The sequence below is a fragment of the Bradyrhizobium sp. P5_C11_2 genome (genome assembly GCF_054049755.1).
Genome location: NZ_JBFULT010000013.1, coordinates 18,990 through 38,747, shown reverse-complemented (window position 1 = coordinate 38,747; position 19,758 = coordinate 18,990). Strand labels below are relative to the sequence as shown.

General features: G+C 64.5%; 18 protein-coding genes. 9 read left to right on the top strand and 9 right to left on the bottom strand.

Going from position 1 to position 19,758, the window contains the following annotated elements; translation table 11 throughout:
* Positions 1-133: 133 nt before the first annotated feature.
* Positions 134-1,030, bottom strand: coding sequence for an alpha/beta hydrolase family protein (locus ACXJL8_RS02965; RefSeq protein ID WP_456623050.1), 897 nt, complete (start codon positions 1,028-1,030; stop codon positions 134-136).
* A gap of 182 nt (positions 1,031-1,212) precedes the next feature.
* On the opposite strand from ACXJL8_RS02965, the gene ACXJL8_RS02960 reads away from it, so the two are divergent.
* From ACXJL8_RS02960 to ACXJL8_RS02950, 3 genes are read left to right on the top strand one after another with little or no spacing between them, the layout of a single operon-like run.
* Positions 1,213-2,601, top strand: coding sequence for a class II 3-deoxy-7-phosphoheptulonate synthase (locus ACXJL8_RS02960; RefSeq protein WP_456623049.1), 1,389 nt, complete (start codon positions 1,213-1,215; stop codon positions 2,599-2,601).
* A 4-nt stretch (positions 2,602-2,605) separates the two neighbouring features.
* Positions 2,606-2,959 (top strand): diacylglycerol kinase, encoded by a 354-nt coding sequence (locus ACXJL8_RS02955; protein ID WP_456623048.1) that lies wholly within the window; start codon positions 2,606-2,608, stop codon positions 2,957-2,959.
* A gap of 59 nt (positions 2,960-3,018) precedes the next feature.
* Positions 3,019-4,776 carry an NAD+ synthase gene (locus ACXJL8_RS02950; protein ID WP_456623047.1) on the top strand — a complete coding sequence of 586 codons (1,758 nt, stop codon included), beginning with the start codon at positions 3,019-3,021 and terminating at the stop codon, positions 4,774-4,776.
* Positions 4,777-5,049: 273 nt separating this feature from the next.
* Here the strand turns inward: ACXJL8_RS02950 and ACXJL8_RS02945 are convergent, their stop codons facing one another.
* From ACXJL8_RS02945 to ACXJL8_RS02925, 5 genes are all read right to left on the bottom strand, one after another.
* Positions 5,050-5,442 (bottom strand): cytochrome C oxidase subunit IV family protein, encoded by a 393-nt coding sequence (locus ACXJL8_RS02945; protein ID WP_456623046.1) that lies wholly within the window; start codon positions 5,440-5,442, stop codon positions 5,050-5,052.
* Positions 5,443-5,451: 9 nt separating this feature from the next.
* Positions 5,452-6,174, bottom strand: a complete 723-nt coding sequence (locus ACXJL8_RS02940) for a heme-copper oxidase subunit III family protein (RefSeq protein ID WP_456623045.1) — start codon at positions 6,172-6,174, stop codon at positions 5,452-5,454.
* A 15-nt stretch (positions 6,175-6,189) separates the two neighbouring features.
* Positions 6,190-6,897, bottom strand: coding sequence for a cytochrome c oxidase subunit 3 (locus ACXJL8_RS02935; RefSeq protein ID WP_456623044.1), 708 nt, complete (start codon positions 6,895-6,897; stop codon positions 6,190-6,192).
* Complete coding sequence (locus ACXJL8_RS02930; RefSeq protein WP_456684614.1) at positions 6,894-8,672, bottom strand: cbb3-type cytochrome c oxidase subunit I; 1,779 nt, start codon at positions 8,670-8,672, stop codon at positions 6,894-6,896. The genes ACXJL8_RS02935 and ACXJL8_RS02930 overlap by 4 nt, the downstream gene beginning before the upstream one ends.
* 81 nt (positions 8,673-8,753) lie before the next feature.
* Entirely contained in the window at positions 8,754-9,587 is an 834-nt protein-coding gene (locus tag ACXJL8_RS02925; RefSeq protein ID WP_456684613.1) for a cytochrome c oxidase subunit II, read from the bottom strand.
* Between the two features lie 531 nt (positions 9,588-10,118).
* Between ACXJL8_RS02925 and ACXJL8_RS02920 the strand changes: the two genes are divergently transcribed.
* Positions 10,119-11,027, top strand: coding sequence for a DUF2189 domain-containing protein (locus ACXJL8_RS02920; protein WP_456623041.1), 909 nt, complete (start codon positions 10,119-10,121; stop codon positions 11,025-11,027).
* A gap of 48 nt (positions 11,028-11,075) precedes the next feature.
* Here the strand turns inward: ACXJL8_RS02920 and ACXJL8_RS02915 are convergent, their stop codons facing one another.
* The gene (locus ACXJL8_RS02915; protein WP_456684612.1) at positions 11,076-12,263 is read right to left on the bottom strand and encodes a DUF2865 domain-containing protein; all 1,188 of its coding nucleotides are present in this window, start codon (positions 12,261-12,263) and stop codon (positions 11,076-11,078) included.
* 130 nt (positions 12,264-12,393) lie between these two features.
* Positions 12,394-12,699 (bottom strand): hypothetical protein, encoded by a 306-nt coding sequence (locus ACXJL8_RS02910; protein ID WP_456623039.1) that lies wholly within the window; start codon positions 12,697-12,699, stop codon positions 12,394-12,396.
* 289 nt (positions 12,700-12,988) lie between these two features.
* Between ACXJL8_RS02910 and cysS the strand changes: the two genes are divergently transcribed.
* The 4 genes from cysS (at position 12,989) to ACXJL8_RS02890 (ending at position 16,969) form a co-directional block, all read left to right on the top strand.
* Positions 12,989-14,383, top strand: coding sequence for a cysteine--tRNA ligase (gene cysS / locus ACXJL8_RS02905; protein WP_456623038.1), 1,395 nt, complete (start codon positions 12,989-12,991; stop codon positions 14,381-14,383).
* Entirely contained in the window at positions 14,383-14,874 is a 492-nt protein-coding gene (locus ACXJL8_RS02900) for a GNAT family N-acetyltransferase (protein ID WP_456623037.1), read from the top strand. The genes cysS and ACXJL8_RS02900 overlap by 1 nt, the downstream gene beginning before the upstream one ends.
* Positions 14,871-16,469, top strand: a complete 1,599-nt coding sequence (cimA, locus tag ACXJL8_RS02895; RefSeq protein WP_456623036.1) for a citramalate synthase — start codon at positions 14,871-14,873, stop codon at positions 16,467-16,469. The genes ACXJL8_RS02900 and cimA overlap by 4 nt, the downstream gene beginning before the upstream one ends.
* A 122-nt stretch (positions 16,470-16,591) precedes the next feature.
* Positions 16,592-16,969, top strand: a complete 378-nt coding sequence (locus tag ACXJL8_RS02890) for a VOC family protein (RefSeq protein ID WP_456623035.1) — start codon at positions 16,592-16,594, stop codon at positions 16,967-16,969.
* 4 nt (positions 16,970-16,973) lie between these two features.
* Here the strand turns inward: ACXJL8_RS02890 and ACXJL8_RS02885 are convergent, their stop codons facing one another.
* Complete coding sequence (locus tag ACXJL8_RS02885) at positions 16,974-17,579, bottom strand: LOG family protein (protein ID WP_456623034.1); 606 nt, start codon at positions 17,577-17,579, stop codon at positions 16,974-16,976.
* 201 nt (positions 17,580-17,780) lie between these two features.
* Here ACXJL8_RS02885 and ACXJL8_RS02880 point away from each other — a divergent pair, with 201 nt between their 5' ends.
* Positions 17,781-19,736 carry an ABCB family ABC transporter ATP-binding protein/permease gene (locus ACXJL8_RS02880; RefSeq protein ID WP_456623033.1) on the top strand — a complete coding sequence of 652 codons (1,956 nt, stop codon included), beginning with the start codon at positions 17,781-17,783 and terminating at the stop codon, positions 19,734-19,736.
* The last annotated feature ends 22 nt before the right edge of the window (positions 19,737-19,758 follow it).

Sequence of the window (19,758 nt, the reverse complement as noted above, 5' to 3'; positions counted from 1 at the left end):
ACCCATAACCACAGGGAGCAGTTTGGCGAAGACTCGTCGTTCGGTACTTCTACCTCACGCAATCGACAGATTCCGCGGTATGGGTCCCGGCCTTCGCCGGGACGACATCGAGGTTGTGGCGAACGTCGTTCTCCTACTCCCCCTGGATCCATTCCGCCACGCCGCGCCAGAGCGTGTCGCGGTGGTCGGGGCGGAAGAAGCCGAAATGGCCGATCGCCTTGGCGCCGATTTCGGATGGCTTCACCGTCAGCACCTCCGGCTTGATCGCGGTGAATCCGCTCACGAGCAGCTCGACCGCCGGTCGCGTCGCCCAGGGATCGTCGGAGAAGCACAGCGCGCGCAGCTCGCCCTTGAAGTTTGCAAAATTCTCCAGCGCCGGCAGCTTGGAATCGAACAGATAGCGCGGGCTGGACACCCACTCGGCCCATTGCAGGAAGACGCCCTTGGGCAGATCCTCGCCAATGCCGGCCCAGCCCGGCGCGTAGCCGAGCGTGTGGGCCAGCGGCACGCCGATAAAATTCATGAAAGCGTAGACGCGATATTTTTCCGGCGATGTCATCAGCCGCCAGGTCGCGGCCTGCGAGGCCAGCAGTATGGCGCGGGAGATCTCGGTGTTGTTCGCCAGCAGCCCCAGCGCCTGGCCGCCGAAGGAATGGCCGACATAGGCGAGCGGCAGGGTGTCGTACCGCTCGCGCATCCAGCGCACCGCGGCGGTGACGTCCAGCGCCGCCCAATCCGACATCGAGGCCTTGAAGCCGACCAGCGATTTCGGCTGGTTGTAGCCGACCATCGCCGGCTGCCGGGAGTCGCCGATGCCGCGATAGTCGTAGGTCAGGACCGCGCAGCCGCGATGGGCGAGATAGGAGGCAAAGCCGCGATAGATTTTTCGCGGCACGGCGGTTGCCGAATTGATCAGGACGGCGTGGCGCTTGGTGCCGCGCGGCAGGAACAGCGTGCCGGTCAGCGCATACCCGTCGGTCGCCGGGAAGCTGATCTCGTCGATGAAAACGTCGTCGCGCGCCGCGTCCATGGGTAGAAGCTGTCCTGGCCTGAGTTTCCTCTGGCTTCCAGCAAATGCGAATTCGGCTTTGCCCGCAAGGGTTTGCAGTGCGAAATGGATTTACAACTGGCGGGCGGGGGCCAGCCTGTGTATAAGGCGGCCCTCGCAACCCACAGATCAGGTTGTGCTTTTTGCTTCACGGAGAGATTGCGATGTCTGAGCGGTGGACGCCCGAGTCCTGGCGCAGCAAGCCGGTGCTACAGGTGCCCGATTATCCCGACGCCAAGGCCCTGGCCGACGTCGAGGCGCAGCTTGCGACCTTTCCGCCGCTGGTGTTCGCGGGCGAGGCGCGCAATCTGAAGAAGTCGCTGGCGCGGGTTGCGGCCGGCGAGGCCTTCCTGCTCCAGGGCGGCGACTGCGCCGAGAGCTTTGCCGAGCACGGCGCCAACAACATCCGCGACTTCTTCCGCGTGCTGCTCCAGATGGCGGTGGTGCTGACCTATGCCGGCGCAGTCCCCGTGGTGAAGGTCGGCCGCATCGCCGGCCAGTTCGCCAAGCCGCGCTCCTCGCCGACCGAAAAGATCAATGGCGTCGAGCTGCCGAGCTATCGCGGCGACATCGTCAACGACATCGCCTTCACCAAGGAAGCGCGCGTCCCGGATCCGCAGCGCCAGCTGATGGCCTATAGGCAGTCGGCGGCGACGCTGAACCTGCTGCGCGCCTTCGCCACCGGCGGCTACGCCAATCTCGGCAGCGTGCATCAGTGGATGCTCGGCTTCCTGAAGGATAGCCCACAGTCCCGCCGCTACAAGGAACTGGCCGACCGCATCTCGGACGCGCTGAACTTCATGCAGGCCTGCGGCCTCGATCTCGAGGCCCATCCCGAGCTGCGCTCCACTGATTTCTACACCAGCCACGAGGCGCTGCTGCTCGGCTACGAGCAGGCCATGACCCGCGTCGATTCCACCACCGGCGACTGGTACGCGACCTCGGGCCACATGATCTGGATCGGCGACCGCACCCGCCAGCTCGACCACGGCCATATCGAATATTTCCGCGGCATCAAGAACCCGATCGGGCTGAAATGCGGTCCGTCGTTGAAGGCCGACGAGCTCTTGAAGCTGATCGACGTGCTCAATCCCGACAACGAGCCGGGCCGGCTGACGCTGATCGGCCGCTTCGGCTCCGACAAGGTCGGCGAGCACCTGCCGAACCTGATCCGCACCGTGAAGCGCGAGGGCAGGGTGGTGGTCTGGTCGTGCGATCCCATGCACGGCAACACCATCACCTCCACGTCGGGCTACAAGACGCGGCCGTTCGACCGCATCCTGTCCGAGGTGAAGTCGTTCTTCGCGATCCACGCCGCCGAAGGCACCCATGCCGGCGGCGTGCATCTGGAGATGACCGGCCAGGACGTCACCGAGTGTCTCGGCGGCGCCCGCGCGATCACGGACGAGGATCTCAACGACCGCTATCACACGGTCTGCGATCCCCGCCTCAACGCCGAGCAGTCCATCGACATGGCTTTCCTGGTGGCTGAACTGCTGAAGCAGGAACGCGCCGGCAAGGCGAGGCCGATGCCGGCCGTCGCGGGGCTCTAAGACCTTGCTGCGGATCTGGAAGGCCACGATCAATTCCCGCAACGGGCTCGCCTTTGCGTTCCGCTCGGAGCAGGCCGTCCGCGAGGAGATCGTTGCGCTCCTGCTGTCGCTGCCGCTGGCCTGGTTCATCGGCTCGACCGCAGTCCGCGCGGTCGAGCTGGTCTGCGCCGTTGCGTTCGTGCTGGTGGTCGAGCTGCTCAACACCGCGATCGAGAAGCTTGCCGACCGCCTGACCTTGGATCACGACAAGCAGATCGGACGGGTCAAGGACATGGGCTCGGCGGCGGTCGGCGTCGCGCTCCTGATGGCCGGTGCGTTCTGGATCTTGGCCGTCATCGAGCGACTGGGTTTTCTCTAAAGCGCTCGCCGCGCTTTGGATTCTTGCTCTAGCCACTGAAATCGGACACGGGGCCGGCCATGACCGAACGTCTCGACGAATTCGCCGTCACGCTGGCCCAGCTCAATCCGACCATGGGCGACATCGAGGGCAACGCCGCGAAGGCGCGCGCGGCGCGCGCGCGGGCCAAGGCCGACGGCGCCGATCTCGTGCTGTTTCCGGAATTGTTCATCGCCGGCTATCCGCCGGAAGACCTCGTGCAGAAACCTTCCTTCCAGGCGGCCTGCCGCGCTGCGATCGAAGGCCTCGCGCGGGAGACGGCCGATGGCGGGCCGGCCATGCTGGTCGGCACGCCCTGGGTCGAGGACGACAGGCTCTACAATGCCTGCGCGCTGCTCGACGGCGGCCGCATCGCCGCGTTGCGCTTCAAATGCAACCTGCCGAACTATGGCGTGTTCGACGAGAAGCGGCTGTTCGCGCGCGGACCTGCTGCGGGTCCGGTCACCGTGCGCGGCGTGCGCATCGGCGTGCCGATCTGCGAGGACATCTGGCTGGAAGAGTCCGAGGACTACGAGAACGTGGTCGAGACGCTGGCCGAGACCGGTGCCGAGATCGTTCTGGTGCCGAACGGCTCTCCTTACGCCCGCGACAAGAACGACGTCCGCCTGTCGGTGGCGGTCGCGCGCGTCACGGAAAGCGGTCTGCCGCTGGTCTATCTCAACCAGGTCGGCGGCCAGGACGAACTGGTGTTCGACGGCGCCTCCTTCGCGCTCAACGGCGATCTCTCGCTCGCAGCCCAGCTGCCGGCATTCGAGGAGAGCGTCACCACGCTGCGCTTCGCCAGGAATGGCGAGGATTGGCGCTGCACCGGTCCGATCGCGACGCAGCCCGAGGGTGACCACGCCGATTACGCCGCTTGCGTGCTCGGCCTGCGCGACTACGTCGCCAAGAACGGCTTTCCCGGCGTGCTGCTCGGCATCTCCGGCGGCATCGATTCCGCGCTGTGCGCGGCGATCGCGGTCGATGCGCTCGGCGCCGACCAGGTGCACGGCGTGATGCTGCCCTATCGCTACACCGCACCACACTCGATCGCCGATGCCGGCGAACTCGCCGGACATTTGGGTATCCGCTACGAGGTTCTGCCGATCGCCGAGGCGGTCAACGGGTTCGAGACCATCCTCTCGGGCATCTTCAAGAACCTGCCGCCTGATATCACCGAGGAAAATCTCCAGGCCCGCACCCGCGGCACGCTGCTGATGGCGATCTCCAACAAGACCGGCCTGATGGTGATGACCACCGGCAACAAGTCGGAAATGTCGGTCGGCTACGCCACGCTCTACGGCGACATGAACGGCGGCTTCAACCCGATCAAGGACATCTACAAGACCCAGGTGTTTCGGCTGGCGGCGCTGCGCAATGCCTGGAAGCCCGACGGCGCGCTCGGGCCTGCGGGCGAGGTCATCCCGCCCGACATCATCACGCGCCCGCCGACGGCGGAGCTGCGCGAGAACCAGGCCGATCAGGATTCATTGCCGCCCTATGACGTGCTCGATGCCATCCTCGAGCGGCTGATCGAGCGCGAGGAGCCGCTCGACCAGATCATCGCCGCCGGCTTCGACCGCGAGACGGTGGCGCGCATCGACCATCTGCTCAACGTCGCCGAATACAAGCGCCGCCAGGCCGCGCCCGGGGTGAAGGTGACGCGCAGGAATTTCGGCCGCGACCGCCGCTATCCCATCACCAACCGCTTTCGCGACAAGGGCGAGCCGCTGCCCGCGCCGGACGACACGTTGGTGTCGCGCGGCAACGGCCGATCTGCGGACGCGTTTGAGGGGTAGCACCGGAGAGAGACGGGCGGTCTTGCCACACACCTATCTGTCATCATCCGCGACCCGGCTACGCCAAGGCTTCGCCGGGGCTGAGGTCCAGGAGCGCCGAAGCTTTAGCGTAGGCGGCAGGCGGATGATCCAGTACTCCGCGGCGGACGTTGCAGAAGCCGACTCCTGCCGCGGAGTACTGGATGCCCCGCCGGAGCCTGTCATCGGGCTCGCCGGAGGCGAGACCCGGTGGCGGGGCATGACAGTGGGGCGAGGCGCGAACTCACATGAGCGCTACGACGGGGTTGCGAAAAACATCACCCGCAGGAAGTGCGTGTACTCGGATTCGAGCACCATGATCGCAACAAATACCATCACCGCTATCGGCGGTGTCAGGATCGCATAGGCCAAGGCCAGCCGCTCCCAGGCCATGTGCATGAAGACGGCGACGATCAGGCCGGCCTTCAACACCATGAACAGCAGGATCAGCGACCACCTCAGATAGCCATGCAGGCCAAAGTAGTCGACGAGGTAAGAGCAGGTGCTGAGGACGAACAACCATCCCCAGACCACGAGATAGAGCTTGATCGGGTGCTGCTGACCCTTGGCGTGCACGGCTCCCGCAGCGACTGCGCCAGACGCCGGAGCGTGGAGATTTCCTTCCATGTGTATTGCCGCGTTTGCCATGCTCCGACCTCACCAAAGATAGAAAAATGCGAAGATGAACACCCACACGAGATCGACGAAGTGCCAGTACAGCCCGGTGATCTCGACGATCTCGTAATAGCCCTTGCGGCTCGTGAAAAAGCCACGCCTCTCGACATCGAAGTCTCCCCGCCAGACCTTGCGCGCGATCGCGATCAGGAAGATCACGCCGATCGTCACGTGAGTGCCGTGGAAACCCGTGATCATGAAGAAGCTTGAGCCGAACTGCGCCGCGCCCCACGGATTGCCCCAGGGACGGACGCCCTCCATGATCAGCTTGGTCCATTCGAACGCCTGCATGCTGACGAAGGTTGCGCCAAATGCCGCCGTGACCAGCATCAGGATTGCGGTTCTCGCGCGATCCCGGCGGTAGCCGAAATTGACGGCCATCGCCATCGTCCCGCTGCTGCTGATCAGGACGAAGGTCATGATGGCGATCAGGATCAGGGGGATGTGGTTGCCCCCGATGTTGAGGGCGAAGACTTCGCTGGGATTCGGCCACGGCACGGTCGTCGACATGCGTGCCGTCATGTAGGAGAGCAGGAAGCAGCTGAAGATGAAGGTGTCGCTGAGGAGGAAGATCCACATCATGGCCTTGCCCCAGGACACGTTCTTGAAGGCACGCTGATCCGACGCCCAGTCGGCCGCGATGCCTGGCCAGCCTTCAAGCCGGGCAGGCACTTGTCCGGTATCTCTCAGCGCGGTCTCGGCCATCTCGTCCCGTCCTTCCTAGCTCAGCAATTGGCGACAGATGTCGACGAAATCGTCGGTCCAGCCCGTCAAGAGACCGAGCAGGACCAGCCATACCAGCAGCAGGAAATGCCAGTAGATGGTGCAGAGTTCGACGCTCAGGCGCACCTCGCTTGTCCTTGCGCCTTGCTGCCATACCTTGGCTGTCGTCCTGCCCAGGGCCACCAGGCCACCGGTCAAATGCAGCCCGTGTACGGCGGTGATCAGGTAGAAGAAGGAGTTGGCCGGATTGGACGCGACGAAGTATCCGGCGACGCGCAATTGTTGCCACGCCAGGATCTGTCCGGCGAGAAACGTGATCGCCGACGCTCCGCCGACGATCAGGCCGACGATGACGCCGTCCATGTCGCTCCGGCGCGCGGCCATGTACGCCCATTGCATGGCGACGCTGCTCAGGACCAGCACGCCCGTGTTGAACCACAGCAGCTTCGGCACCGGCATCGTCCGCCAGTCCACCATGTTCATGCGCATGGAGTAGGCGCTGATGACGAGTGCGAACAACGAGCCGGCAACAGCGAGAAACACGCCAAGTCCGACCTTCGCTGCCGGCCAGGTCATTGTGTCCGTGCCGGGGAAGTCACCGACCGGACCTTCCTCCAGCCAGGGTTTGGCTGTCAGCCGTTGCTGCGAGAGCCACCATCCGACGATGACCGCGATGACAACCAGGAACAGGACAATGGCGCTCACGGAGCAGCTCCCTGAACGGCCCCCGTGCTCGCGGGCGGCACGTTCTGCGGAATGAAGTCCTGCGCCGCGCCCGGGACGCTGTAATCATAGGCCCAGCGATACACCACCGGAAGCTCCTTGCCCCAGTTGCCGTGCCCTGGCGGCGTCTCCGGTGTCTGCCACTCCAGCGACGTCGCCCGCCACGGATTGCCGCCCGAGGGCTTACCCCCGAACAGGCTCCAGGCCAGATTGAACAGGAACACCATCTGGGCGAAGCCCACTGTCAAGGCGACCACGGTGATAAAGGCGTTCAGCGAATGGGCCGACGACGGGATGAACGACGTGTCGCCGAGTTCGAAGTACCGCCGCGGAACTCCGAGCAGCCCGAGATAATGCATGGGAAAGAAGATCAGGTAAGCGCCGAGGAACGTAACCCAGAAGTGAAACTTGCCCAGCACGTCGTTCAGCATTCGCCCCGTGACCTTCGGGTACCAGTGATAGATCGCTCCCAGCACCACCATGATTGGCGCGACGCCCATCACCATGTGGAAATGCGCGACGACGAACATGGTATCCGACAGGGGCACGTCCACGACCACGTTGCCGAGGAAGAGGCCGGTGAGCCCGCCGTTCACAAAGGTGATGATGAAGCCGAGGGCGAACAGCATCGGCACCGTGAGATGGATGTCACCACGCCACAGGGTCAGCACCCAGTTGTAGACCTTGATGGCGGTCGGGATGGCGATGATGAGCGTCGTCGTGGCGAAGAAGTATCCGAAATATGGGTACATGCCGCTCACATACATGTGGTGTGCCCACACGACGAAGCTGAGAGCCCCGATCGCCACGATGGCCCATACCATCATGCGATAACCGAAAATGTTCTTTCGCGCATGCGTGCTGATCAGGTCGGAGACGATGCCGAAGGCAGGCAGGGCAACGATGTAGACTTCGGGGTGACCGAAGAACCAGAACAAATGCTGGAACAGGAGCGGGCTGCCACCGCCATATTTGCTCAGCTGCCCCATCTCGACGAGCGTGGGCATGAAGAAGCTGGTTCCCAGCAGACGGTCGAGCAGCAACATCACCGAGCCAACGAACAGCGCGGGAAATGCCAGCAGCGCCATGACGGTGGCGGTGAAAATGCCCCACACCGTCAAGGGGAGGCGCATCAGGGTCATGCCGCGGGTGCGGCCCTGCAGCACGGTTACCACGTAATTGAGCCCGCCCATGGTGAAGCCGATGATGAACAGGATCAGGGACGACAGCATGAGGACGATGCCCCAATCCTGCCCGGGCGTTCCGGAGAGGATTGCTTGCGGCGGGTACAGCGTCCAGCCGGCGCCGGTGGGGCCGCCGGGCACGAAGAAGGCCGAGGCCAGCACTAGGACCGCGAGCAGGTAGACCCAGTAGCTCAGCATGTTCACATAGGGGAAGACCATGTCCCGTGCACCGACCATCAGCGGGATCAGGTAGTTGCCGAAGCCTCCGAGAAACAATGCCGTCAGCAGGTAGATCACCATGATCATGCCATGCATGGTGATGAACTGGAGGTACTGGTTGGCATCGATAAAGGAGAAGGTGCCGGGAAATCCCAGTTGCAGTCGCATCAGCCAGGATAGAACCAGGGCCACGAGACCGATGGCCGAGGCTGTCAGCGAGTACTGGATGGCGATGACCTTGGCGTCCTGCGAAAAGACGTACCGCGTCCACCAGCTCCTGGGATGGTAGAGCTCGACATCAGGGACTTCGGCAGGCGGAATGTCTGCGATCCTGTCATACGGAATGTMGACCATAGAACTACCTCCTCGGTCGTTTCCACTCGGGCGGCGATGAACGCGCCTTACATGCCAAATCCTTCTTCGAGCGGCATAGTCCTACTCGCTGCCGGGCTTGTACGCCGCCTTCGTAACGTCGCTTCGACCTGACAATTCCGCAAACGTCTTCTGTTGCTCCAGCCAGGCGTGATACTCGCGCTCTTCGTCGACGATGACCTTGGCCCGCATCTGATAGTGAGCAGCGCCGCAGAGCTCCGCGCAGAGAACATCGAACGTTCCGGTTCRGATCGGTGTCATCCAGAAATAGGTCACCATGCCTGGAACCATGTCCATCTTGGCTCGGAATTCGGGCACGTAGAAATCGTGCAGGACGTCGACGGAGCGCAGCAGAACCTTGACCGGCTTTCCGACTTGAAGGTGCAGGTCGCCGTTTTCGATCACGAGGTCGTCTTGCCCATGCCGGTCGTCGCGATTGAGGCCCATCGGGTTGTCGGGGTTGATGTTGCGGACATCGGACGTGCCCAATCGGCCATCCTTGCCGGGGAGGCGGAAGCTCCATTGCCATTGCTGGCCCATGACCTCGACCTCGGTGGCGTCGGCAGGCACCGTCACGAACTGGTGCCAGACGATCAGGCCGGGTGCGAGCATGGCGGCGACGCCGATGCCGGTCCCGACACTGAGCCACCATTCAAGCTTCTTGTTTTCGGGATTGTAGTCCGCCCGTCTTCCCTCCTTGTGGTGGAAGCGGAAGACGCAATAGGCCATGAAGGCGATGACCGCGGTGAAGACGAACCCGGTGATCCAGAACGTGATGTTGATGGTGTGGTCGATATAGGCCCAGTTGGTGGCGATCGGCGTCCACCACCACGGGCTGTAGAGGTGAAACAGCACCGAGCCGATCGCGACCAGAAGCAGTATCAGTGCGACAGCCATCCTGATCCATCCTTGCCATCGAAGGCTGCGGATACGAATCCAGGGCGGAGCTCACGTGTCGCGATGGCGGACTCTTCTAGGATGACATCGATGCCATCGCCGCGCCTATTGCCTCGCCCATTCAACCGGTCGCGATATTCGAGAGAAGATCGCGGCCGCCAATCTTGCGGGCGTCTAGGCTTTTAAAATGATCCCCCGCGAACCCGGCGTCAATAGCATGTCAACACGCTTAGCTGGTGTGGGCGATCCATGCTGCCGTGCACGCAGGCGAGCGTCAGGCGCATTCTCGATGTGATGCATCGCACAAAATATGCGACGCACAATTCACCCAGCCGGGAGCGCTGGTCATTCCAGGTCGCGCGCGCTAAGCTTGGGGCGCAGGTCGCGACGGGTTTCGTCCGGCTAAGCTCCTTCCTCGTTGAGCCTGGAACTGCCGTACTCGGCTCGATCGCGTCTCCCGCACAAGGGCGGATACGCGTGGCCGGAAAGCGCGCCGTTCTCCGCCGCGACTTTCAGCAGAGGAGGGTGTGCATGGCCACTCTTTATTCCGACAAGCTCGTAAAGCGGCACCTGTTCGGTGAGGCGGTCTCTTATCCCATTCGCAAGATCGGCTTGTCCGATTTGAGAGAGGTGCTGCGCCTGGGCTGGGAGGATTTCCAGGCGATGCCGAGTCACGCGATCGTCGTCTGCGTGATCTATCCGGTTCTCGGTCTCGTCCTGTTCAGGATGGTCCTCGGCCATTCGGTCCTGCCGCTGCTGTTTCCGCTGGCCGCCGGGTTTGCCTTGATCGGTCCCTTTGCCGCGATCGGTCTCTACGAACTCAGCCGTCGCCGCGAGCGCGGCGAGGAGGTCGATGCATGGGATGCGATCAAGGTGCTGCGCGCACCGTCCTTCGGCGCCATGCTCGAGCTCGGCGTGCTCCTGCTTGTCCTGTTCGGGGTCTGGATCGGCGTCGCGAACGCGATCTATGTCACCATCTTCGGTCACGCGGCGGCTGCAAGCATTCCTGACTTCGCAAACCGCGTGCTGAGCACGCCGGAAGGATGGTCGCTCATCATTGTCGGTTGCGGTGTCGGCTTCCTGTTTGCGGTCGCGGCCCTGTGCGTCAGCGTCGTATCGTTTCCGTTGATGCTCGATCGGCATGCGACGGCGATCGATGCGATCCGCACATCGCTGCGGGTGGTGGCGGCCAATCCGGTCCCGATGGCGGGGTGGGGGCTGGTCGTCGCGGCGCTGCTCGTGATCGGCTCGCTGCCGCTCTTCGTCGGTCTCGCTGTCGTCCTCCCGGTGCTCGGTCATGCCACCTGGCACCTTTATCGGAGAGTGGTCGAGCCGAATCCGAATCCGCCGGACGAACCGCCGCCCCCGCCGAAGGGCAAGCGCTATGCCGCGGATTTCCCGGCCAATCTCTTCCCGTGGAGCCGCGAGGGCAAGGAGTAGTGGCGAGACCCGGTCAGCGGCGCGGCATGACGGTGGAGCAGGGCTGAGCTACTTCTGCTGCTGCGGCAGGAAGCTCGGCCCGACCGAGCGGATCGGCTTGTTCTCCGAGGACGACGTCGCGGGGCCGGTATCCGCGGGCGGCGCTGCCGCCGGCGCGTTGGCGGTCGCTGGCGGCGGAGCCGTGCCCTTCTTGGCATTGGCAGGCGCAGGCGCGCCCTTGGTGAGCTGCCGCTGCTGCATCTTCTTGGCGCTCTCCTCGGTGACGATGATGTCGCCCTGCTGCTCGGCGGCGGCCTTGTCGTCGACCGATTTCAGCGCGTCGGCCCAGCTCTGACCCGCGGCCTTGCAGGAGCACGACGGATTGAACTCGCTGCGGAATTTGAAGGCGGTCGGCAAAGCCGAGTAGGGCTGGCCGCTGACGGAGACCGCGGAGTTCATGTCCTCGCCGGGATTGCGATAGGTGTAGAGCGAGGCGTCAGCCGCCGGGCACAGCGCCTTGCAGGTTTTCTCGTCGTCGGGGAAGCGCGCCGGCACGGTCGCAAACGAGACCGGGAAATAGGCGCCGTCGCAGCTGCGCACGCACACGGTGCGATAGGTGCCCGATTGCGGGCCGAGATCGGAGGGCGGGACGCCTTGCGGATTATTGGCGTTGTTGCCGCCGAACAAATTGGTCAGGAAGTTGCCGCCCTGCGACTGCGCGGCGTTGGCGTATTGCGGGCCGCAATTGTTCTGCGCGAGCGCCATCAGCACCGAGCGGCGCTGGCTGTCGCGCTCCGGGCTGAAACCGCCGGGACCGCCGCCGCGCAAGCGCTCGAGATTGCCGGTGATCTGGTCCAGATTGGCGCGCATCTGCTGGATCTGGGTGTTGACCGGGCCGCACTGCGCCGACTGGCCGTTGAACAGCGAGAAGAAGCCGGAGGAATCGCAGCCCATGCGCTTGGCCTGCATGGTGACCCGGTCGAGCTCGGCCTGCTGGCGGGTCTGGGACTCCTGATAGCGGCGGATCTGGTCGTCGCGCGCGGGATCGCCGCTCGCCCCGCGATCGAGCCCGGCGAGTTGTCCCTCCAGCCGCGCGCACATCGGGTTCGGCCCAAGCCCGTTTTGGGCCGGCGCCGGTCCGGGCGGGCCGGCCTGCGCAAGAGCGCCCGTGGCAAGCACGAACGTGCTCAGAAGCGCGGCGCAGGCGGAGATGAAGCGAGGACGGGACAGAGACAGAAATTCAGGCATATCCGCCATTCTAGCGAGGTCACGGCCCAGTGTGATTTGGGAGGCCGAAGCGCGCCCTCCAATAGCCGCTTCCTGCGGCATCGTCACGTCGTTTCCGGGGCCAAAGATTGGGCCTAAGGTCCGCCAGCTCCGAGGGAATTCAGCGCTGGCAGGTGATTGCGACATATTCGTCGCAATGGCCATGGGAGCAGTTTGCGCCGGATTTGGGGACGGAGCCGGTAATTTCGTCGGGATCGACCCGGCGGTAGGCCGAGGCCTGGGCAAAATCCCGCGACTGGCAGTAGGTGCGCGCGACCTGCGCGCCGCATTTCTCGCCCTTGGCCAGGCACTGGTCGATGCCGTAGCCGTCGGCCTGGTTGGCGATGATGAAAACGCGGGTCTCGGCGAATGCGCTGGATGCCGCGATGAGGGAGGCACAGGAAACGAGTGCGAGCAGGGGTCGCATGATGCACCGGAGGCTTAAGGGAACCGCCAGCTTCCGAATAAACTCAAAAGGTTAAGGATGATGAACCATCAAGGCGGGGCGGGCCCTGGTTGCGGAGATAAAACGGCATTTTCGCGGCTCTCTTGACGCGGGGCCGCCTCATAGCCCATATGTCGCCGCATGAACGGTCTCCTCGCCATTTGCGCCATTTGCCGCGAGATTACGAGCTAGCGATTCGCTGGCTGGAGCCGTCTTTTCTCAAAACCATTGAGAGCACTGGACGCCCGGCCAACAGCCGATGGGTATCCATATGCAATTGCGTCTTTACGATACGCTGAGCCGGGACAAGCGCACCTTCGTGCCGCTCGATGCGAAGAACGTCCGCATGTATGTCTGCGGACCGACCGTCTACGACTTCGCCCATATCGGCAATGCGCGGCCGGTGATCGTGTTCGACGTGCTGTTTCGGCTGCTGCGCCATCTCTACGGCGAGGCGCACGTCAAGTATGTCCGCAACATCACCGACGTCGACGACAAGATCAACGACCGCGCCGCGCGTGATTTCCCCGGCCTGCCGCTGAACGAGGCGATCCGCAAGGTCACCGAGCAGACCGGCAAGCAGTTTCATGCCGACGTCGACGCGCTCGGTGCGCTCCGGCCGAGCGTCGAGCCGCGCGCGACCGAGCATATCGGCGAGATGCGCGAGATCATCGAAAGGCTCGTCAAAGGCGGCTTCGCCTATGTCGCCGAGGACCACGTGCTGTTCTCGCCGCAGGCGATGAACGCGGCCAATTCCGCCCTGCCGCGCTATGGCGCGCTGTCGAAACGTTCGCTGGACGAGATGATCGCCGGCGCCCGCATCGACGTCGCGCCGTACAAGCGCGACGCGACCGACTTCGTGCTGTGGAAGCCGTCGAAGCCGGGCGAGCCGTCATGGCCGTCGCCGGCCGGCATCGCCGCGCCCGGCCGCCCGGGCTGGCACGTCGAGTGCTCGGCCATGGCCTGGAAGCATCTCGGCGAGCATTTCGACATCCATGGCGGCGGCATCGATCTCGTGTTTCCGCATCACGAGAACGAGGTGGCGCAGACCTGCTGCGCCTTCCACCAGGAGCGCATGGCGAACTACTGGATGCATAACGGCTTCTTGGAGGTCGAAGGCGAGAAGATGTCGAAGAGCCTTGGCAACTTCGTCACCATCCACGAATTGCTCGCGGACTGGCCGGGCGAGGTGCTGCGTCTGAACATGCTGAAGACGCATTACCGCTCGCCGATCGACTGGACCATGAAGTCGCTGGAGGAGAGCGCCAAGACGCTCGATGACTGGTATCGCGTTGCTGCCGACGTCGAGTCCGACAAGCCCGATGCATCCGTGGTCGAGCCGCTGCTCGACGACCTCAACACGCCTCTGGCGATCGCGGCGCTGCACGGCCTGCGTAGCAGCAATGTGGGCGCCCTGGCGGGATCGTTGCGGCTGCTCGGCTTCCTCTCCGAGAGCGCCGCGCAGTGGGAAGGGCGCAAGCAGCAGGCGAGCGGTATCGATGCCAAGGACGTCGAACGCCTGATCGCGGAGCGCGCTGCCGCGCGTGCGCGAAAGGATTTCAAGGAGTCCGATCGCATCCGTGACGAGCTCGTCGCCAAGGGCGTCGTGCTCAAGGACGGCAAGGATGCCGACGGCAAGCCGGTGACGACCTGGGAGCTCGCGTGATGGCACAGGCGTTCCCAAAGCCGGCGTTGCGGCCGTTCCTGCCGGACGACGTGCCGATCCTCGCCGCGATCTTCGCCGCCAGCATCGAGGAGCTGACCGGCGACGACTATAGCGAGGCGCAGCAGGACGCCTGGATGGCGGCGGCGGACGACGAGGCGTTCGGCCGCGACCTCGCTGCCGACCTGACGCTGATCGCGACGCTGGATGGGTCGCCGGTCGGATTCGCGTCGCTCCGCGGCAACGACCACATCCGCATGCTGTATGTGCATCCGGCCGTGGTCGGGCAGGGCGTTGCGACGATGCTGGTCGACGCGCTGGAAAAGCTCGCCGGCGGCCGCGGCGCGACCAGCCTGACGGTCGATGCCAGCGACACCGCGCAGGGCTTCTTCGCCAAGCGCGGCTACTCGCCCAAGCAGCGCAACACCGTCACCGTCAACGGCGAGTGGCTCGCCAACACCACCATGCAGAAGACGCCCGGAGCACCGCAATGAGCAAGGAGCGTCTTTATCTGTTCGACACCACGCTGCGCGACGGGGCGCAGACCAATGGCGTCGATTTCACGCTGACCGACAAGCAAATCATCGCCGCGATGCTGGACGAACTCGGCATCGACTATGTCGAGGGCGGCTATCCCGGCGCCAATCCGACCGACACGGAGTTCTTCGGCACCAGGCCGCAGCTCAATCATGCCCGCTTCACGGCCTTCGGCATGACGCGGCGGGCGGGGCGCTCGGTCTCCAACGATCCCGGCGTGGCCGGGCTTCTGGAAGCAAAAGCCGACGCGATCTGCTTCGTTGCGAAGTCGTCGGCCTATCAGGTGCGCGTCGCGCTGGAGACGACCAGGGAAGAAAACCTCGCCTCGATCCGCGACAGCGTCGCGGCCGCGAAGGCCGCCGGCCGCGAGGTGATGCTCGACTGCGAGCACTTCTTCGACGGCTACAAGGAAGATTCGGGCTTCGCGCTGGCCTGCGCGAAAGCCGCCTATGAGGCCGGCGCGCGCTGGGTGGTGCTGTGCGACACCAATGGCGGCACCATGCCGAACGAGGTCGAAGGCATCGTCACCGAGGTGACGAAGCACATTCCCGGCGATCACGTCGGCATCCACGCCCATAACGACACCGAGCAGGCGGTGGCGAATTCGCTCGCCGCGGTGCGCGCCGGCGCGCGGCAGATCCAGGGCACGCTGAACGGCCTTGGCGAGCGCTGCGGCAACGCCAATCTGTGCTCGCTGATCCCGACCTTGAAGCTGAAGCAGGAATTCGCCGACGCCTTCGAGATCAGCGTCACGCCGGAGAAGCTCGCGACCCTCGTCAAGGTCTCGCGCACGCTCGACGACATGCTCAACCGCATCCCGAACCGGCATGCCGCCTATGTCGGCGAGAGCGCCTTCGTGACCAAGACCGGCATCCATGCCTCCGCCGTGCTGAAGGATCCGCAGACCTATGAGCATGTGTTGCCGGAGCTGGTCGGCAACCACCGCAAGGTGCTGGTGTCCGATCAGGCCGGCCGCTCCAACGTCATCGCCGAGCTCGACCGCGCCGGCATCGCCTACGAGAAGAGCGATCCGAAGCTGACGCGGCTGGTCGAGGAATTGAAGGAGCGCGAGGCGGCGGGCTACGCCTATGAATCCGCCAACGCCTCGTTCGATCTGTTGGCGCGCCGCACGCTCGGCAAGGTGCCGCAATATTTCGAGGTCGAGCAGTTCGACGTCAATGTCGAGCAGCGCTACAACGCGATCGGTGAGCGCGTCACCGTCGCGCTTGCCGTGGTCAAGGTCGACGTCGCCGGCGAGCATTTGATCTCGGCGGCCGAAGGCAATGGTCCCGTCAACGCGCTCGACGTCGCGCTTCGCAAGGATCTCGGCAAGTACCAGAAATACATCGAGGGCCTGAAGCTGATCGATTACCGCGTGCGTATCCTCAACGGCGGCACCGGCGCGGTCACGCGCGTGCTGATCGAGAGCGAGGACGAGAACGGCGACAGCTGGACCACGGTCGGCGTGTCCCCGAACATCATCGACGCCTCGTTCCAGGCGCTGATGGATTCGGTGATCTACAAGCTCGTGAAGTCGGGGGCGCCGGCGTAGGGCAAAGATGTAGCCCGGATGAGCGAAGCGATATCCGGGGCAGTGTACGCTGCGGAGATAGCTTTCCCCGGATRTCGCTTCGCTCATCCGGGCTACGGGAGCGAGGAGGGGGAGCGAGACCAATGATCGACCACATCTCCGTCGGCGTCAGCGACCTTGATCGCTCTGCCGCATTCTACGAAGCCGCGCTCACAGCCCTCGGGCTCGCGCGGCTCGTCACGCGGCCGCGGACGGTCGGCTTCGGCAAGGCCTATCCCGAATTCTGGATCAATCTGCGCGAGGGCATGCAGCGGGTGCCGCCGGAGAGCGGCGTGCACATCTGCCTGCGGGCGAAGACGACAAGCGAGGTCGATGCGTTTCATGCCGCAGCCCTTGCGGCCGGCGGCGCATCCGACGGCGCGCCGGGCATCCGCCCGCACGACCGCGTACGCTATTACGCGGCCTTCGTCGTCGATCCCGACGGCAACCGGATCGAGGCCGTGACGTTTCCGTCGGAGTAGGGCGCTAGAGCTTGCGCGCGACTTCCGGCGCCAGGTTCTTCTCGGCTTCGCCGATCTGGGCCGCGGCCGCCTTCAGCTTCGGCAAAATGTCCTCGACGCGATCGGCCTTGAGGATGTCGATCGAAAGCCCGGCACGGATGAACTCGGTCTGGCGCATATGCGACAGCAGCGAGAACAGCGGCTCCCAGAAATTGTCGATATTGGCGAGCAGCACCGGCTTGGCGTGACGGCCGAGCTGCTTCCAGGTCATCTGCTCGACCAGCTCTTCGAGCGTGCCGACGCCGCCCGGCAGCGCCACGAAGGCGTCGGAGCGTTCGAACATCAGCCGCTTGCGCTCGTGCATGTCGGGGGTGACGATCATCTCCTGCACGCGGGTCAGCGCGTTCTCGCGCATCCGCAGGAAGTCGGGGATGATGCCGGTGACGGTGCCGCCGTGATCGAGCACGGAGGTCGCGACCGCGCCCATCAGGCCGAGCGAACCCCCGCCATAGACCAGGCGGATGTTGCTCTCGGCGAGCGCCTTGCCGAACGCCTTGGCGCCTTCGGTGAAGTTGGGATTGGTTCCGGGACCGGAGCCGCAATAGACACAGACGGTTTTGATCGTGCTCATTGGTGCCATGATGCATTGCAGCGAAGGGGCGTCAAGTCCAATCGGTGATTCGGAGCACCCGGAAATCTACCGGTAAATGGCGACAAACAATCGAGGATTCGCCATCTGGCGGGGTGCGTTCGCCCCCGGAAGCTTCTATATGACAAGCGAAAATCGTTAATCGCAACGCGGCCCGCATCCGGCGGGCCTTCAGGCTTCTTGATGGATCAACCTCATTCGTTCGACGGCCCCGACGTGCCCGAGCCAGCCGGTGGACCGCTGGAGCGGGCCACCTTGATGGGCACGCTGGCGCATCTGTGGCCCTATATCTGGCCGGGCGACCGTTTCGACCTGAAAATGCGCGTGGTCTGGTCGATGGTGCTGCTGCTCGCCGCCAAGCTGATCACGCTGACGGTTCCGTTCAGCTTCAAATGGGCGACCGACGCGCTGACCGGCGCCAATACCGCGCCGGTGCTGCCCGACAACTGGCACCTCTGGGTGATCGCCTCGCCCCTGCTGCTGACCGCGAGCTACGGTGTGATGCGCATCGTGATGGCGGTGCTGACGCAATGGCGCGACGGCATCTTCGCGCGCGTGGCCATGCACGCGGTGCGCAAGCTCGCCACCATCACCTTCATCCACATGCACGAGCTCTCGCTGCGCTTCCACCTGGAGCGCAAGACCGGCGGCCTGACACGCGTGCTCGAGCGCGGCCGCGAGGGCATCGAGGTGATCGTGCGCATGGTGATCCTCCAGCTGATCCCGACCATCGTCGAGGTCTCGCTCTTGATGGCCGTGCTGCTCTGGCAGTTCGACTGGCGCTACGTGCTGGCGACGCTGATCACGGTGGCGGTCTACATGTACTACACCTACATCGCGACCGAGTGGCGGATCGGCATCCGCCGCAGGATGAACGAGTCCGATACCGAGGCGAACACCAAGGCGATCGACTCGCTGCTCAACTACGAAACCGTCAAATATTTCAGCGCCGAGGCGCGCGAGGCGCAGCGTTACGACCGCTCGGTCGCGCGCTACGAGGAGTCAAGCGTCCACTCCTATACGTCGCTCGCCGTGCTCAACACCGGACAGGCCGTGATCTTCACGTTCGGGCTGACCGCGACCATGCTGATGTGCGCGATCGGCGTGCGCAACGGCACCAACACGGTCGGCGATTTCGTGCTGGTCAACGCCATGATGATCCAGCTCTACCAGCCGCTGAATTTCATGGGCATGGTCTATCGCGAGATCAAGCAGGCGATCATCGACATCGAGAAGATGTTCAACGTGCTGGGACGCGAGGCCGAGATCAAGGACGTGGCCGATGCGAAGCCGCTGGTCGTTTCCGCCGGCATCGTGCGTTTCGAGGACGTGCGCTTCGCCTATGAGCCGGCGCGCCCGATCCTCAAGGGTATCAGCTTCGAGGTCCCGGCCGGCAAGACGGTCGCGATCGTCGGTCCCTCCGGCGCCGGCAAGTCGACCATCTCGCGGCTTCTGTTCCGCCTTTACGACATCTCCGGCGGAAGGATCCTGATCGACGGCCAGGACATCCGCGAGGTCACGCAGGCCAGCTTGCGCGCCTCGATCGGCATGGTGCCGCAGGACACCGTGCTGTTCAACGACACCATCCGCTACAACATCCGCTACGGCCGCTGGGACGCGAGCGACGCGGACGTGGAGCAGGCGGCGCGGCTGGCGCAGATCGATAATTTCATCCGCATGGCGCCCAAGGGTTACGAGACCCAGGTCGGCGAGCGCGGCCTGAAATTGTCCGGCGGCGAGAAGCAGCGCGTCGCGATCGCGCGCACCGTGCTGAAGGCGCCGCCGATCCTGGTGCTGGACGAGGCCACCTCCGCGCTCGACACCCACACCGAGCACGAGATCCAGGGCGCGCTCGACCGCGTGGCGAAAAACCGCACCTCGCTCGTGATCGCGCACCGGCTCTCGACCATCGTCGGCGCCGATGAGATCATCGTGCTGGACCAGGGCCGCATCGCCGAGCGCGGCACCCACGCCAGCCTGCTCGCGCAGGGCGGTCTCTATGCCAGCATGTGGAACAGGCAGCGCGAGGCGGAGGCCGCGCGCGAGAAGCTGGCCAGGATCGCCGACAGCAGCGAGGCGCCCAACCGGGAGCCGCCGCCGGTCAAGGACGTCCTCACGACGCCCGCGGCCGCGGAGTGACCTTGTCTCCGGTCCCAACTCT